The 15,056-nt window shown below is 65.9% G+C and carries 12 protein-coding genes; 2 read left to right on the top strand and 10 right to left on the bottom strand.

Going from position 1 to position 15,056, the window contains the following annotated elements; all coding sequences use genetic code 11:
- Window positions 1-197: 197 nt before the first annotated feature.
- On the top strand, window positions 198-1,130 hold the full coding sequence (locus tag IG171_RS18785) for a hypothetical protein (RefSeq protein ID WP_212128879.1): 933 nt from the start codon (window positions 198-200) through the stop codon (window positions 1,128-1,130).
- Window positions 1,131-1,294: 164 nt separating this feature from the next.
- Complete coding sequence (gene argG / locus IG171_RS18780) at window positions 1,295-2,716, top strand: argininosuccinate synthase (RefSeq protein ID WP_212128877.1); 1,422 nt, start codon at window positions 1,295-1,297, stop codon at window positions 2,714-2,716.
- Window positions 2,717-2,844: 128 nt separating this feature from the next.
- On the opposite strand, the gene IG171_RS18775 is transcribed toward argG, so the two are convergent.
- From IG171_RS18775 to IG171_RS18730, 10 genes are all read right to left on the bottom strand, one after another.
- Window positions 2,845-3,594 carry a sugar phosphate isomerase/epimerase gene (locus tag IG171_RS18775; protein WP_249203848.1) on the bottom strand — a complete coding sequence of 250 codons (750 nt, stop codon included), beginning with the start codon at window positions 3,592-3,594 and terminating at the stop codon, window positions 2,845-2,847.
- A gap of 95 nt (window positions 3,595-3,689) precedes the next feature.
- Window positions 3,690-5,111 carry a sugar porter family MFS transporter gene (locus IG171_RS18770; protein WP_212131796.1) on the bottom strand — a complete coding sequence of 474 codons (1,422 nt, stop codon included), beginning with the start codon at window positions 5,109-5,111 and terminating at the stop codon, window positions 3,690-3,692.
- Window positions 5,112-5,308: 197 nt separating this feature from the next.
- Window positions 5,309-6,322, bottom strand: coding sequence for an inositol 2-dehydrogenase (gene iolG, locus IG171_RS18765; protein ID WP_212128875.1), 1,014 nt, complete (start codon window positions 6,320-6,322; stop codon window positions 5,309-5,311).
- Entirely contained in the window at window positions 6,319-7,515 is a 1,197-nt protein-coding gene (locus IG171_RS18760) for a Gfo/Idh/MocA family oxidoreductase (protein ID WP_212128874.1), read from the bottom strand. The genes iolG and IG171_RS18760 overlap by 4 nt, the downstream gene beginning before the upstream one ends.
- Complete coding sequence (locus tag IG171_RS18755; RefSeq protein ID WP_249203845.1) at window positions 7,512-8,396, bottom strand: sugar phosphate isomerase/epimerase; 885 nt, start codon at window positions 8,394-8,396, stop codon at window positions 7,512-7,514. The genes IG171_RS18760 and IG171_RS18755 overlap by 4 nt, the downstream gene beginning before the upstream one ends.
- Window positions 8,393-9,364, bottom strand: a complete 972-nt coding sequence (locus IG171_RS18750; protein WP_212128873.1) for an NAD(P)-dependent oxidoreductase — start codon at window positions 9,362-9,364, stop codon at window positions 8,393-8,395. The genes IG171_RS18755 and IG171_RS18750 overlap by 4 nt, the downstream gene beginning before the upstream one ends.
- Window positions 9,357-10,601, bottom strand: a complete 1,245-nt coding sequence (locus IG171_RS18745) for a Gfo/Idh/MocA family oxidoreductase (RefSeq protein ID WP_212128872.1) — start codon at window positions 10,599-10,601, stop codon at window positions 9,357-9,359. Before IG171_RS18745 ends, IG171_RS18750 begins: the two co-directional genes overlap by 8 nt.
- 70 nt (window positions 10,602-10,671) lie before the next feature.
- Window positions 10,672-11,460 (bottom strand): aldolase/citrate lyase family protein, encoded by a 789-nt coding sequence (locus IG171_RS18740; protein WP_212128870.1) that lies wholly within the window; start codon window positions 11,458-11,460, stop codon window positions 10,672-10,674.
- Window positions 11,448-13,382 carry a 3D-(3,5/4)-trihydroxycyclohexane-1,2-dione acylhydrolase (decyclizing) gene (iolD, locus tag IG171_RS18735; protein WP_212128868.1) on the bottom strand — a complete coding sequence of 645 codons (1,935 nt, stop codon included), beginning with the start codon at window positions 13,380-13,382 and terminating at the stop codon, window positions 11,448-11,450. The genes IG171_RS18740 and iolD overlap by 13 nt, the downstream gene beginning before the upstream one ends.
- Before the next feature lie 134 nt (window positions 13,383-13,516).
- Entirely contained in the window at window positions 13,517-14,965 is a 1,449-nt protein-coding gene (locus IG171_RS18730) for an aldehyde dehydrogenase family protein (RefSeq protein ID WP_249203843.1), read from the bottom strand.
- Between the last annotated feature and the right edge of the window lie 91 nt (window positions 14,966-15,056).

Here is a 15,056-nt window from a genome sequence, read left to right as displayed (position 1 = left end):
TCGCCGGAGGCCTGTCACCCCCGGCCGGTGAGGAGATGCTCACCGCATCTCTTTCAACCCAGATCGCACTCAGACGTCATCGGCTGGGGATACTGATATCACTCATGCGCGTTCTTCCTGTGGACGCTTCGGCCTTGTCCACAGCCACGCCGGCCGCGCTTCCCATCGCGGCGCCGAGGCGTGAATCATCGATCCGCATGAAGAAGCACCCCCTCAACTATGTCGGCTATCCAGCACCACTGTCTGTCGCCGAGGCGAGAGCGCGAGGAGCCACCGACTACGACATCCGATCCACTCGCCGCTTCCTGCCCGCGTCATGGGGCATCCGCTTCGACGACGATTCGTCAACGCGATTTCCGGTGCCGACCTGGGCCGATGACAAGTGGGTCGAGGAGGCCCAGTTGCTGCTGGCTATGAGTCACAGACACCCGGGAATCGTCGCCTGCAGAGAGACTGCCGCACGGCTGTATGGGTGGCCCTTGCCCCGCGCGCTCGACGACGCCACGCTTCATCTGGGTTCTGCCGATCCGAACAAACGCATCCGCAGAAGCGGAATCGCTCTCCACAGACTGCGGAACCTCTCAACGGTCGAGTGGCTGAAACTGCCGGTTCTGCACCCGCTCCCGACCTTCGCGCAGCTTGCGCCTCTCTGTTCGGTGACCTCGTTGGTCCAGATCGGCGATGCCGCAGTCGGAGACTGGAAGACCCCTCCTCAGTTCTCTCTGACCTCACTGAACGAATACGTCTCAGATACGAAATACCTCAGATCCAGATCGAAGCTCGAAGCCGCCGCTGAACTCATTCGAGAAGATGTCGATTCTCCGATGGAGACCGATCTGCGACTGTGGCTCATCGCCCGAGGGCTGCCCGAACCGATTGTGCACCCTGCCGTGTACTGTCCCACGACCAACCTGACCCTGCACCCCGACCTGGGATACCCGGAGCAGATGCTGGCTTTGGAATACGAGGGAGACTTTCACCGCATATCGGAGGACCAGTGGGCGACCGACATCGATCGGGTGAACGCTCTGAGAGCCGCGGGGTGGACGGTCATCCGGGTCGCGAAGTGGACCGATCGCCGACAGCTCGAACGAGACATCCGCCTCCACCTCGGCCTGAATCCCAAATGATGGTCGCGATCGGATACTTTTTGCGGTGAGAACTGTCCGATCGCGCCCGCAACTCGCCCAGTGACCGGCCGACACCGTCGCGCCCCGCCCATCCATTCACATAAAAATACATCGCAATGCATAACAATTCGACACGGAGGCCGGCGGGCAGTTACGCTGGTGCCATGTCGAAAGTACTGTCTTCGCTCCCAGTCGGTGAGCACGTTGGAATCGCCTTCTCCGGCGGCCTGGACACCTCCTGCGCAGTCGCGTGGATGCGCCACAAGGGAGCCGTCCCCTGCACGTACACGGCCGACATCGGCCAGTACGACGAGCCCGACCTCGACGGCGTCACAGCTCGCGCGAAGGAGTACGGCGCAGAGATCGCCCGCTTCGTCGACGCCAAGCGCCTGCTCGTCGAGGAGGGCTTCGTCGCCCTGCAGTGCGGCGCGTTCAACGTCCGCTCCGGCGGCAAGACCTACTTCAACACCACTCCCCTGGGCCGTGCGGTCACCGGGACGCTGCTCGTGCGCGCCATGAAGGAGGACGGCGTCGACATCTGGGGCGACGGCTCGACCTACAAGGGCAACGACATCGAGCGCTTCTACCGCTACGGCCTCATGGCCAACCCGAAGCTGCGCATCTACAAGCCCTGGCTCGACGCGGAGTTCGTCGAGGAGCTCGGCGGTCGCCAGGAGATGAGCGAATGGCTCGTCGAGCACGGCTACCCCTACCGCGATTCGGCCGAGAAGGCCTACTCGACCGATGCGAACATCTGGGGCGCGACCCACGAAGCGAAGACACTCGAGTTCCTCGACGCCGGACTCGACGTCGTCGAACCGATCATGGGCGTGGCCGCCTGGCGCGATGACGTCGAGGTTCCCACCGAGGAGGTCTCCGTCCGCTTCGAGGCCGGTCGCCCGGTCGCGATCAACGGCGAAGTCTTCGATGATCCCGTGGCTCTGGTCTTCAAGGCCAATGAGATCGGCGGCCGTCACGGACTCGGCGTGTCCGACCAGATCGAGAACCGCATCATCGAGGCGAAGTCGCGCGGCATCTACGAGGCCCCGGGCATGGCGCTGCTGCACGTGACCTACGAACGCCTCATCAACGCCATCCACAACGAGGACACCATCGCTCTCTACCACGAGGAGGGCCGCCGCCTGGGTCGGCGCATGTACGAGGGACGCTGGCTCGACCCGCAGTCGCTGATGCTGCGCGAATCCATGCAGCGGTGGGTCGCCTCGGCGATCACCGGCGAGGTCACCCTGCGCCTGCGTCGCGGCGACGACTACACGATCGTCAACACCACCGGGCCGAACCTGTCCTACCACCCGGAGAAGCTCTCGATGGAGCGCGTGGGCGATGCCGCCTTCGGCCCCGAGGATCGGATCGGTCAGATGACCATGCGCAACCTCGACATCGCCGATTCGCGTGCCAGGCTCGAGCAGTACGCGGCCATGGGCATCGTCTCGGGTCCGACCTCGGAGCTCGTCGGCTCACTCGAAGCCGGCGGCGCCGAGGAGATCGCGAACTCCGGCGCCGAGGTGGACGAAGCCGGCGACCTCGCCGGGCTCTCCGCCGCTTTCGACACCGGCACGGACTGAACCGGCACGGACTGAGTCGCCTGCAGGGCCGCCTCGCCGATGGGGACCGAGTCACCGGCGAGGCGGTCCTGCTGCCGCACCGACTATCGGACACGTCAGGCCCGTTCGCCCCGAAGCGGCGGAACCGATCAGACCGGACCGAAGGCAGTCAGTGCGCTGTCCCTCGCGACTTCCAAGGCCTCTCCCAGCGGACGGAGTCGGTGCGCAGACGAGAGGATCTCGACGCCCCAGGCACCGTCGTACCCGACGGCCTTCATGGTGTCGATGAAGCCGGCGACATCCTGTGAGCCTTCGCCGACGAGTTGCCGATTGTCTCTCGTGTCTTCGAACAGCGACCCGACGACGGTTTCGTCGGCGTCACAGAGTTCGACACCGAAGACCTGGTCCGCAGTCAGAGTGCTTCGCAGCTCCTCCAGAGAGGTCCCCGCACGGAACACATGCCAGTAGTCGACGATCAACCCTGCGGCGGGATGGTCGACGCGACGGATAAGCTCGGCACCCTGTGGAATTGAGGCGATCATGCCGAATGGTAAAGGCTCGAGCGCGACCTTGGTGCCGTGGGACTCTGCTTCCTCGGCCAAACTTCTCAGCGGAGCGACGAACGGTTCGACGTCGTCTGCGGGTCCGCTGTCGGTGCCGACCTTGATAAAGGCCGCGTCGAGCGCCTGCGCGGCCTCGAGAAGTTCGGTCCAGTGTCCACGCCACGCTCCGTCGGGAGCTTCCCACCATCCGGAGCACAATTCGACTTCCACGTGTCTCAGTCCGGCGTCTGCGATCTCTTCGGCAAGCCTCTCGTAGCCGATTGTCTCGCGTACGGCCCGCAGATCATCGAGGACGAACCCGAGTCCCGCCCATCCGGTGGTCGCGACCTCTCTCACCCGGTCAAGGGGATCGAGGGGGCTGCGTTCGCTCGCTCGGAGTGGGGCGGCGTCCCCGGCGCTCGTCCAACATGTGGCTATCAGCTCTGGGCCGCTCACTGTCCGTCACGCAGCTTTCTCCACTCACGGAATCGGTAGGCCATGCCCGTCTCGATGCCCTCTTCCATCCTCTCCAATGAGATCCCCCGGGTTTCGGGCACCTGGGTGGCGACGAAGATCAGCGCGAGGACACCGACGATCGCGAAGATGAAGAACACTCCGGAGATGCCGAACCCGGCCACCATCGAGGGGAACACCAGGGCGATCGTTCCGTTCATTCCCCAACCGAACAGCTGCGAGACCCCGATCCCGACTCCGCGCATCGGCAGCGGGAACACCTCGGCGAGCCAGACCCAGACCGCAACGTTGAGGAACGTCTGCATGGAGGCGACGAATCCGACGATCAGGGCGAGAAGGATCCACGCCCGCAGCGGATTGTCCTCGGACATGTACTTCGAGCACAGGCCGATGAGCAGGTGGAAGCTCGTGGTCAGGGACAGCCCCGTGATGAACGTCGTGCGTCGATCGACCCGGTCCATCATATAGAGAGCGAGGATTCCTCCGAGAACGGCGACTATTCCCGGGGCGATGTTGGCGATGAGCGCTGCATCGGCGGCGAAGCCCGATTCGATGAGGACGATCTGACCGTAGTACATGATCGAGTTGATGCCGGTGAGCTGCTGACAGACAGCCACACCCATGCCGATGAGCACGATCCTGATCAGCCATTTGCTGTAGAAGAACTTCCTGTAGCCGATCCGCTGCTCCCCGGTCGAGGATTCCGCTACCACCTCGACGGCTCCGAGCTCGGCTCGCGCCCGCTCTTCGGTGCGCACGGCCATCAGCACTGCGAGAGCCTCGTCCCGGCGATCGTGCTCGACGAGCCACCTCGGCGATTCGGGCATCCGGAGCATTCCGATGAACAGGCAGACCGCGGGGATGGCACAGATCGCGAACATGACTCGCCAGATGCCGTCGATATGTCCCCAGATGTTGCCGATGATGGCATTGACGACGAAGGCCGCCAGCTGACCGGAGACGATCGCGACTTCGTTGCGTCCGCTGATCGAACCGCGGATCTCATGCGGTGCCAGCTCGGACAGGTAGACGGGAACCACGATGGACGCGCCACCGACCGCCAGGCCGAGGAGGATGCGACCGAGAACCAGCAGGCTGATGTTCGGGGCGAACACGACGACCACCGTGCCGACGAAGAACATCAGCGCAAGGTAGAGGATCATCCGTCGACGGCCGATCATGTCGCAGATCTTTCCGCACGTCACAGCGCCCAGTGCGGCAGCGAAGACGAGCGAACTGGTCACAACGCCCTCGCTGACTGCCGTCAGCCCGAGTTCCTGCGACATCGGGCGCAGGGCACCGTTGATCACGCCCGTGTCGTAGCCGAACAGAAGGCCGCCGAAACAGGCGACGATAGAGATCAGTCCGATTCTCTTCCTATGCGCTCCGGTCGTCGGCATGGCCGGCAGCGCTGAATCTTTCAGAGTCAGTGACTCTGCTGAATTGGCAACCACGATGGTCTCCTCACGAAAATGCTTCTTTGCACTCTGTTGTGTCTATTCATTTGTGCGTACGGGCACTTATGTCTGTGTGCCCTTGTGTGCCTGTGCTCTTGCGTATCTGAGCACTTGCTGGATGGATACTTGCTTGATGTGCTTCAGCGGTCCAGGTCCACCTGGACCGCTCTTCCTTCCTCCGCCGAGGTCTGTGCGGCATCGGCGAGAATCAGCGCCGCGCGTCCGTCGGCGAAGGTCGAACAGCGGGAGGCTTCGCCTCGGACCAGTCGACAGAACTCACGCAGCTCTTCGACATAGGCCTCGGCGTAGCGTTCGAGGAAGAAATGCTGATAGGGCGAGGTCGTCTTCACCGCAGTCGCGTTCGAGGAGCTGACCAGGCTGGTGCCCGCATTGGCGACCTCGAGCATGCCCGTTCCGCCGAAGACCTCGATCCTCTGGTCGTAGCCGATGGCGCTGTGCCGGGAATTCGTGATCGAGATCTGCACTCCGGTCGACGTCCTCATCGTCACCATGGCCGTGTCGAAGTCGTTCGTCTCCCGGGCTCCGTCGTCGAACAGCTGTGAGCCGGTGGCGAAGACCTCGACGATGTCTGGGACGAAGTACCTCGCCATATCGAAGTCGTGGATGGTCTGGTCACGGAAGATGCCGCCGGCGGTGCGCAGGTTCTCGATCGTCGGCGGGGCCGGGTCGCGGCTGATGATCGACAGCTGCTCAAGGGGTCCGACCTCTCCGGCGATGAGACGTTCCCGAGCGGCGGAGAAGTCGCGGTCGAATCGCCGGTTGAAGCCGACGGCGAACGGAACGCCGGAGCCTACGACCAGGGGCGCCAGTTCGTCGACGCGGGCGATATCGAGGTCGATCGGCTTCTCGCAGAGAACCGGGATGCCGGCCTCGATGGTCTGCTTGATCAGATCGGCGTGGGTCGAGGTCGGCGAGGCGATGACGACCGCATCGAGCTCACCAGAGGCGAATGCTTCGCCGGGGTCGCCGGTTGCGCGTGCGCCGCTGTCGTCGGCGATCGCTTCGGCTCCGGCGACGTACGGGTCGATCACCCAGCTCAGAGTCGTCTCCGGAAGCGCTGCGATGTTCACGGCATGGACTCTGCCGATGCGCCCGGTGCCGATGAGGCCGATGCGCAGTTGGTCGTTCGTCATTGGACTGCTCTTTCGTTCGAGTTTCGCGTGGAGTCGATGTGGTCAGGGCTGCTTTGCCCGCGGCATCGCGGACCGCTCGGTCCAGCGCTGATCTCGGCCGACCGATCGGGCTCGGCCGACCGATCGGGATCGTCCAACCGGACGGGGCGGCCGCTGCGGACGGATTCCTCAGCCGCCAGGGCCAGTCGGGCTGCAATGATGCCGTCCGACGGCAGAGTCAGCGAGGTGGCCTCGCCGTTGATGACGGCCAGGAAGTGGCGGACTTCGCGCCTGAAGGCCGGTTCGAACCGCTCGATGAAGTCGGCGTAGGTCGACTCCGGCGAGGCCGTGCCCGGTTCCGTCGAGATCACAGGTGAGTGAGAGTCGATCCCTGCGGCGAATGCCGCGTCGCTGCCGTAGACGACGGTGTTGACGTCCTGGCCGGAGGCGATGTTGCGTGCTCCGCTGATGAGCGCCTGCACCCCCGATTCGAAGGTGATCACAGCCGTGGCCGTGTCCAGATCCCCACTGTCGGCATACGCCTGCTCATCGAGCACCGCCCCCGAGGCGAAGATCGACACCGGCGCCTGCCCCATGAGCCAGGGGATCGTGTCGAATTCGTGGATGAGCAGGTCGCGCCACACCCCGCCCGAGGTGGGGATGAAGTCCGGATCGACGTGGAAATGGTCGTGCCCGACCGAGTGGATGACCCGGATCGTGCCCATCTGACCGCTGTGGATGCGTTCCCTGAGCTTCTGGAACCCTTCGTCGTACCGACGGTGGTAGGCGACCATGATGGGAACGTCGAGCGCTTCGAACTCCGCCGCCAGCGCCGCGGTCTCTTCGAGTTCGAGACCGATCGGCTTCTCGACGAGGACGGGGACACCTGCGGTCAGCGCTTTCCGGGCGAGATCCGGGTGGGTGTGCGTCGAACTGGCGATGATGACCCCGTCGAGTCCGTCCGTCCAGTCCTCGGCAAGCGCCATCGTGCTGATGACGGGGGTCCTGCCGGCTCCCGCCGGTGCGTGAGCGCCCCGCAGCTCCGGCCCCGCATCCGGAGACAGTTCCGATCGCAGCTGCGCCTTGGCGTCTTCGAGCTTCTCCTCGCTGCGTCCGATGAGAACGAGCTCGTCGACCCCGTCTTCCTGGGCGATGTTGCGAGCGTGCATCCGGCCGATCCTGCCGAGACCGACGACGCCGATCCGTGTGCTCATCGGTTCTCCTCGATGATCTTCGTCAGATAGCTGAGACTGGCACGCGCCTGGTCGATCGGCCCCGCACCGGATGCTGGTTCGTCGGCGACGACGGTGTCCTGCTCGAGAGTGAACCATCCGTCGAATCCGGCGCGGATGAGAGTGCCGACGATTGAGTCGATGTCGATGTCGCCCTGGCCCAGCGGCTGGTACATGCCGTCGACGACAGCGTCGTAGTAGGCCTGTTCACCGTTCTGGACACTGCGTGCGCGGTCGAGTGCGACGTCCTTGAGGTGTGCATGGGAGATGCGCCCCGTGTGCTTCCGCACGAATTCCACCGGGTCCACACCGCCGATGAACATGTGCCCGGTGTCGAAGCAGAAGTCGACGTCCGTGCCGTTGAGGATCCGGTCGACCTCCGCCGGGGTTTCGATCATGGTGCCGACGTGCGAATGCAGGCTGACAGTCACGCCGCGGGCCTTCGCGGCCGCGAGGATCCGGTCGATATTGCGGCAGACGATCTCCCAGCCCGCGTCGTCGAGTTCGGGGCGTTCGGCGTCATAGCCGTCGACTCCCGTCGCAGCGGCCAGGACGAGGGTGTCGGCACCGGCCGCGGTGTAGGCCTCCAGCTCGCGTTCGATCCCGGGCAGCGGATCGTGGTCGGGGTCGTGGATGACGGCCGGGTAGAACCCGCCGACGGCCTGCATCGAATGGCGTTCGAGGGTCTCCGCCCTGGCGGCGGGTTCGTCGGGCAGGAACCCCTCCGGGCCGAATTCCGTGGCGTCGAAGCCGAGTTCCTGCATTTCGGCCAGCACCCGCTCCGGGCTCATCTGGTGGCCCCAGTCGGGGACTTCGCAGACGCCCCATGAGATGGGGGCCGCGGCGATCTTGACGTTGTTCACTGTCGAACTCCTTCGTTTGCGGCTGCGCGTGCAGTCGTCGTCTCCACCTCATTGACCGCCGCGTCCGGGCGACCTCCTCTGAGGACGGCGCCCACGGCTCGGGCGGCGGCGACGAAGGTGGCGTGGCTGGCCTTTGCGCTGAGACCCATCACGTGAGGGGTCAGCACTGTGCGGGGATGCTGGTAGAGGGGATGCGGCTGCGGCGGCTCGGATTCGTATGAGTCCAGGCCGACTCCTCCGAGCCTGCCGGACTCGAGTCCCGCCAGTGCCGCATCCTCGTCGACTAGTCCGCCCCGGCTGGTGTTGATGAGGATCGCTCCGTCCTTCATCGTCTTGATCGCGCGCTCATCGATCATGTGGCGGGTGCTCTCGAGGAGGGGCACGTGCAGTGTGACGATATCCGATGCCCGCAGGAGCGCGTCGACGGTGTCGACCCTGTTGGGTTCGGGCACTTCGGCGACGGGGTCATAGGCGCGGACGGTCATGCCGAAGGCCTCGGCGATCGTCTTCACTCGCCGGCCGATATTGCCGAATCCGATGATGCCCAGGCTGGCTCCGTCGAGGTCGCCGACCGGGACGCCTGTGCGTTCGGTCCATCTCCCGGAGCGGACGATCTCGCTCAGCGGGGCCAGTGACTTCACGAGCTGGAGCATGTGAGCGAATGCGCCCTCGGCCACCGCATTCGAATTGACGCCGGGGGTGATCGCCACGGGGATTCCCCGCTCGGTCGCAGCATCGACATCTACATCGTCGACGCCGACGCCGGTGCGGGCGATGACCCTGAGACGGGGCATCGACTCGAGTTCTGCGGGGCCGACGCGGACGGCAGCGCGGACGATTGCGCCCTCGGCGCTGGCAAGGTCCTCGGGTGCGGGACTGTCCACGAAGTCGACCTCGGGTCCGAGCTCGGCCTCGACCAGCTCCTTCGGCACCGGTCCGAGTCCGATGACGGTCGTCTTCTCAGGCATCGATGGGCTCCTTCCTGGTCGAGTCGCCACCGGTCGAGGCCGAGGTGCCTTCGACGTGGTCGACGGTCTGCCAGGATTCGGTGGCGATCGCAAGCTCACCGGCGTAGACCACGCGATTGGCGGCCAGTGCATCGTGGACATCGGCGTGGACGGATTCCTGGCCGATGTGGGCGAGCAGGAACTTCTTCGCCTCGATGACCTTGAGGTCGTCGTAGCCCATCGAGGTGCCGGCGCCGGGCTGGAACCTCGAGAAGTCGCCGAAGTCCGGACCTGCCATGATGCGGGTGAAACCGACATGGGGCCCCTTGTAGCCGAGGGCCAGTTCGAGTTCGTTCATCCGTTCGAAGTTCCACCGCAGCGAGCCTTCGGTCCCATAGACTTCGAACGAGTACTCCGCACGCGGACCCACGCAGACGCGTGAGGCTTCGAGGGTGCCCACGGCACCGGCTCCCCGGGCTTCGGGGCCGAAGTGGACGAGCAGTCCGGCGTAGTCCTCGTTCTCGACCGGGGCCATCTCCCCGCCCTCGACGACGTCGAAGTGGGAGCCGCTGCCCATCTGCTGTTTGGGACGCTCGGTGTAGGCGGTGTTGGCCACGCCGGTGACCTTGTCGATCGGTCCGACGACGTAGTGGGCGAGATCGGTCAGGTGCCCGAGGAGGTCGCCGAGGACTCCGGAACCGGCCAGTCCGCGGATGAAGCGCCAGGACAGGGCCCCGTTCGGCTCTGCCGAGTAGTCAGCGAAGAATGCCCCACGCACGTTCGTGATGCGTCCGAGCTTGCCCTCGGCAATGATCTTCCGCGCGTATTCGATGGCCGGAGCGTTGCGGTAGTTGAAACCGACGGCGGTGACGACCTCGGCGTCGTCGGCGGCATCGACCACGGATTCGGTCTCTTCGGCGGACCGTCCGACGGGTTTCTCGATCCACAGCGATTTTCCGGCCTCTGCGACGGCGGTGCCGATCTCCTCGTGCAGGAAGTTCGGCGCACAGACGGAGACGACGTCGACGTCCGGGTGGTTGAGAACATCGTTGTAGTCACTCGTCGAGCTCTCGTAGCCGAGCACGTTCTGGGCGAAACGGGCACGCTCTTCGTTCGTGTCGGCCGCGATCACCAGTCGCGTTCTGATGCCGAGCTCGGGGTAGACGACGGGCACGTCGGAATAGGCGCGGCTGTGGAGCTGTCCCATCCAACCGACGCTGATGAGTCCGACTCCGATGGTCGTGGGGTTGTTGCTCATGGTGTTCCTTCAGTAGTCGATTCGGGGGTGGTGGGTCCGGACTTCCGGGGTCTTCCGAATGCCCGGGATGTCAGCCGCGCAGGGTGGACACGACGGCCGCGGCGGTGTCGGCCAGCAGGGTCGAGTCCGAGCCGACCGGCAGGAAGGTGAAGCCCTGTGCGGCTCTGGTCTTGGCGGTTGCGGCGTCGGCGCTGAGGATGCCGGCGGACTTTCCGTGCTTCCGGGCGGCCGTGACGACCGCTTCGAGGGCGTCGCGGAAGACCGGGGCGTCGAAGTCGAGCGGAACGCCGAGTGCGTACGAGAGGTCCAGCGGCCCGACGAACAGGACGTCGACGGCGTCGAGTGCGGCGATGTCGTCGACCTCGGCGAGAGCGTCTGCCGTCTCGATCTGGACGATCGTGAGCACTTCGTCGTTGCTGGTCGTCAGTCCTGCTTTGTCCATGCCCCAGCGCAGGGAGCGGTTGTAGGTGGCCACTCCCCGATCGCCGAGCGGCGGGTAGTGCAGGTGCGGGACGATCCGGGCCACCTCGGCGGCGGAATTCACTCGCGGCAGCATGAGACCGGCGGCACCGGCGTCGAGGGCGCGGCCGATCCTGATCCGGTCGGGCGTCTCCACTCGCACCAGGGTCGCCGCTCCGTATCCGCCGGCGGCGGCCACCGCGTCACCGATCGATGCTTCGTCTCCTCCGCCGTGTTCGAGGTCGACGAGGATCCAGTCGAGCCCGGCGGCCGCGAGGACCTCGATGGCCATCGTGGAGCCGAGGCCGGCGAAGCTGCCGGTCGTCGTCTCACCTGCTCGGATCCGTTCGGCCAGACCGCCCCTGTCCAAAGGGGTCAGGTCTGTGTTCACACGTGCCATCTCTGGTCCTCCAGTCCCCGTTCGTACTCGGTGCGCAGCGGTCCCACCCACTCCTGTTCGGCCACCTCGGCGGGTGCGACGTCCCAGAACACCTCCGAACCGGGCAGGTCGACCAGTGGGACGGTCGGGACGATGATGGCGACGGGCCCGTGGGTGGTGCGGGTGTCGTTGAGGGCCGTACGGATCTCTTCGGCGCTCGTGGCGCGGATGGTCTCGGCGCCGAGTCCCGAGGCGATCTCACCGAGGTCGACGTGGAGGTAGTCGCCGGAGAGTCCGGCGGGATCTCCGTCACCGCGGTAGCGGAAGTCATTGCCGAACTGCTGGCCGTACTTCATCATCTGCAGCCGGCGGATGACCTGGAATCCGTGATTCTCCGAGATCACATAGGTGATGTCGAGGTTCTCCTGCGCGGCGGTGAGGATCTCGGTGGGGTTCATGAGGAAGGTGCCGTCGCCGATGAAGACCGTCACGCGCCCGGTGCTCTGCGGATCTGCGAGTCGGACTCCGATGCCGGCGGGGATCTCGTAGCCCATGCAGGAGAAGCCGAACTCGAGGTGGCAGCGGCGGTCATCGGTGGCGTCCCAGACCTTGAGCAGATCGCCCGGCGGGCCTCCGGCCGCCGCGATGAGCGTGTCGCCGGCCTGTGCGTGCTCCTGGAGCAGACCGATGAGCTGACCCTGGGTGACGACGGCGTCCGTGTCGGGGATCGCCAGTTCGGCGTTCTCCGGTGCCTGCCTGTCGAAGACGGTGTCGGGATCGAGCGCCCGATTGCGCCGCGCGGCCCAATCGGCCTTCTGGGAGGCGATCTCGGTCGTCCAGTCACCGGGCACCGAATAGGCCGACAGCCGCCGGCTCAGGGCTTCGATTCCGAGCTTCGCATCGGAGAGCACCGCGACTGCCCCCTGCTTGATCGTGTCGAGTTCTGCGATGTTGATCGCCACGAAGGCCACATCGGGGTTCTTGAACATCGTCTGCGACCCGGTGGCGAAGTCGGTCAGTCGTGTGCCGATGCTGACGATGACATCGGCCTGGGCGACGAGGCGGTTCGTCGCGGGATTGCCCTCGAGCCCGATCCCGCCGAGTGCCCAATCGGCGTCGCTGAGGGCCGCGCCCTTGCCGCCGAAGGTCTCGGCGACCGGGATTCCGGTCGACTCAGCGAACTCGGCCAGCGCTTCGCGGGCCTCGGAGTAGTGGACGCCGCCGCCGGCGATGATCACCGGCTTCTTCGCCGAGGCGAGGACGGATGCCGCCCGGTCGACGTCGCCGGGCTGCGGGATGGTCCGACGGATCGACCACTCGCGCTCGCGGAACAGGCTGACAGGGAAGTCGAAGGCGTGGGACTGGATGTCCTGCGGCAGGGAGAGCACGACCGCTCCGGTCTCCGCGGGGTTCGCGAGCACCCGGAAGGCCTTGGGCAGTGCGGTGACCAGCTGTTCGGGTCGGGTGATCCGGGCGAAGAACGCCGAGACCGGCCGGAAGGCGTCGTTGACGGTGAGATCCGCATCCTGGGGATTCTCCAGCTCCTGCAGGACGGGCCCCTGGCGCTTGGTGGCGTAGGTGTCGCCGGGCAGGAGGAGCAGCGGAAGCCGATTGACCGTCGCCAATGCGGCCGCAGTGACGAGGTTCATCGCTCCGGGGCCGATGGAGGCGGTGACGGCCAGCGTCTGCCGTCTGCCGCTGGCCTTGGCCAGGGCGCTTCCCGCGTGGGCCAGCGACTGCTCGTTGCGGCCCTGGATGAACGGGATCTCGTCGGCGTACTGCGAGAACGCCTGGCTGAAGCCGGCCACATTGCCGTGGCCGAAGATCCCGGCCGCGGCCGGAATGAATCGCTGACGGTCGTCGTCGAGGACGGAGTACTGGCTGCTCAGGAACTTGACGACAGCCTGGGCCACCGTCAGTCTGATGGTCGGTTCGTGGCTCATGGGTTCTCCTTCGAACGGGTGTGCTGCGCCGTGATCGTGTGATCATCGACGCCGAGTCTGTGCTACCGGGCTGTGCTGCCGGGCTGTGCTGCCGGTCCTCCCGGCCCGGCGACTGTGCTGTCGGTGACGGAGCCTCAGCTCCAGGGACGGCCGTGGATGACGATGGTCTTGGACTCGGTCATCTCCGCGACGGCGGCCCGCACACCCTCCTTGCCGATTCCGCTGGCCTTCAGGCCTCCGTACGGCATCAGGTCGGCTCGCCACAGCGGGGTCCAGTTGATGTGGATGTTGCCCGCATCGACCTCGCGCATGTACTGCACGCCGGCGTCGACGTCGTTCGTGAAGATCCCGGCGGCCAGGCCGTAGTCGGTCGAGTTCGCCAGTTCGACGGCGGTGGTCACGTCCGGTGCGCTGGACACGGCCACGGCGGGCCCGAAGATCTCGTCCTGCGCGATCGGGGCAGCAGGATCGACGCCGCTGAGGATCGCGGGTTCGATCATCGCTCCGTCGCGGTCGCCGCCGAGCTCGAGTCGCGCACCGGCGCTGACGGCCTGGCGGATGGAGCCCTCGACGCGCTCGGCCTCGGCCTCGGTGATGAGGGTTCCGACCGTCGTCGCTTCGTCTTCGGGATCGCCGGTCCGGTGCTGACGGACCTTGTCGCGCAGCGCGTCGAGGAAGTCGCCCTGGATGCTCTCGTGGACGATGACCCGCTGCACCGAGATGCAGACCTGACCGGCGTTCGTGTACCCGCCGGCGGCGACGGCGGTCGCGGCGAGGTCGAGATCGGCGTCGGGAAGGACGACGACAGGAGCAGAGGAGCCCAGTTCCAAGGACAGCTTCTTCACTCCGGCGATCGAGGCCAGGTGCTGCCCGACGCCGGTCGATCCGGTGAACGAGATCTTCCGCACCCGCTCATCGGCCGCGAGTCGATCGCCGAGCTCACCGCCGGAACCGGTCAGCACGGACAGCACGCCTTCGGGCAGCCCGGCGTCGATGAAGCATTCGGCCAGGGCCAACGCCGTCAGCGGGGTGGTGCTCGCGGGTTTGAGGATCACGGAGTTGCCTGCGGCCAGTGCCGGGGCGATCTTGTGGTTGACCAACAGCGCCGGGTAGTTGAAGGGAGTGATCGCCACGACCATGCCGACCGGCTGGGGCAGAGTGAATCCGACCTTGTCGAGGCCGGTGCCCGGGTTCGCGTCGAGGGGAAGCGTCTGACCGTAGAGCTGCGTGCCTTCGAAAGCGGCCAGGCGGATGATCGAGCCCGACCGGCCCGCCTCGGCGCGGGCCTCGCGCAGGGTCTTGCCGTTCTCGGCCGAGAGCACCTGAGCGATCTGCTCGCTGCGTTCGTCGGCCAGGGCCGCGGCCCTGAGCAGAATCTCGCTGCGCTCATGGGCCGGAGTCCTGCGCCAGATCTCGGCGCCGTGCGAGGCGGATCGAACAGCGGCCTCGACATCGGCGCCACCGGCGACCGGCACCTGTCCGACGGTGCGCCCATCGAAGGGCGACACCACATCTGTGAGCCGGCCGCTGCCGGAGCGAGGGGCCTGCCACGTCCCGCCGATCAGCAATTCGCTGCGCGTCATTGCGTACTCCATATTCTTTCGATCGTCTGGCTTCCCCATTTTGAACCGGTCCAAGAAGGAGTTCATCGGATCTCGTCCAACGTTTTGGACC

This window comes from Brevibacterium sp. SMBL_HHYL_HB1 (assembly GCF_018208375.1).
Lineage (GTDB): Bacteria > Actinomycetota > Actinomycetes > Actinomycetales > Brevibacteriaceae > Brevibacterium > Brevibacterium intestinavium.
The sequence above is the reverse complement of the archived record's forward strand: the minus strand, read 5'-3'. Positions and strand labels throughout refer to the sequence as shown.

What these genes read in the sequence shown, in the direction of transcription:
- IG171_RS18740 (WP_212128870.1), bottom strand. Translation starts at nt 11,460, where the DNA reads ATGGCACGTGTGAACACAGACCTGACCCCTTTGGACAGGGGCGGTCTG.
- IG171_RS18730 (WP_249203843.1), bottom strand. Translation starts at nt 14,965, where the DNA reads ATGACGCGCAGCGAATTGCTGATCGGCGGGACGTGGCAGGCCCCTCGC.
- IG171_RS18785 (WP_212128879.1), top strand. Translation starts at nt 198, where the DNA reads ATGAAGAAGCACCCCCTCAACTATGTCGGCTATCCAGCACCACTGTCT.
- IG171_RS18770 (WP_212131796.1), bottom strand. Translation starts at nt 5,111, where the DNA reads ATGCCGACGACCGGAGCGCATAGGAAGAGAATCGGACTGATCTCTATC.
- argG (WP_212128877.1), top strand. Translation starts at nt 1,295, where the DNA reads ATGTCGAAAGTACTGTCTTCGCTCCCAGTCGGTGAGCACGTTGGAATC.
- iolD (WP_212128868.1), bottom strand. Translation starts at nt 13,382, where the DNA reads ATGAGCCACGAACCGACCATCAGACTGACGGTGGCCCAGGCTGTCGTC.
- IG171_RS18745 (WP_212128872.1), bottom strand. Translation starts at nt 10,601, where the DNA reads ATGAGCAACAACCCCACGACCATCGGAGTCGGACTCATCAGCGTCGGT.
- iolG (WP_212128875.1), bottom strand. Translation starts at nt 6,322, where the DNA reads ATGACGAACGACCAACTGCGCATCGGCCTCATCGGCACCGGGCGCATC.
- IG171_RS18750 (WP_212128873.1), bottom strand. Translation starts at nt 9,364, where the DNA reads ATGCCTGAGAAGACGACCGTCATCGGACTCGGACCGGTGCCGAAGGAG.
- IG171_RS18760 (WP_212128874.1), bottom strand. Translation starts at nt 7,515, where the DNA reads ATGAGCACACGGATCGGCGTCGTCGGTCTCGGCAGGATCGGCCGGATG.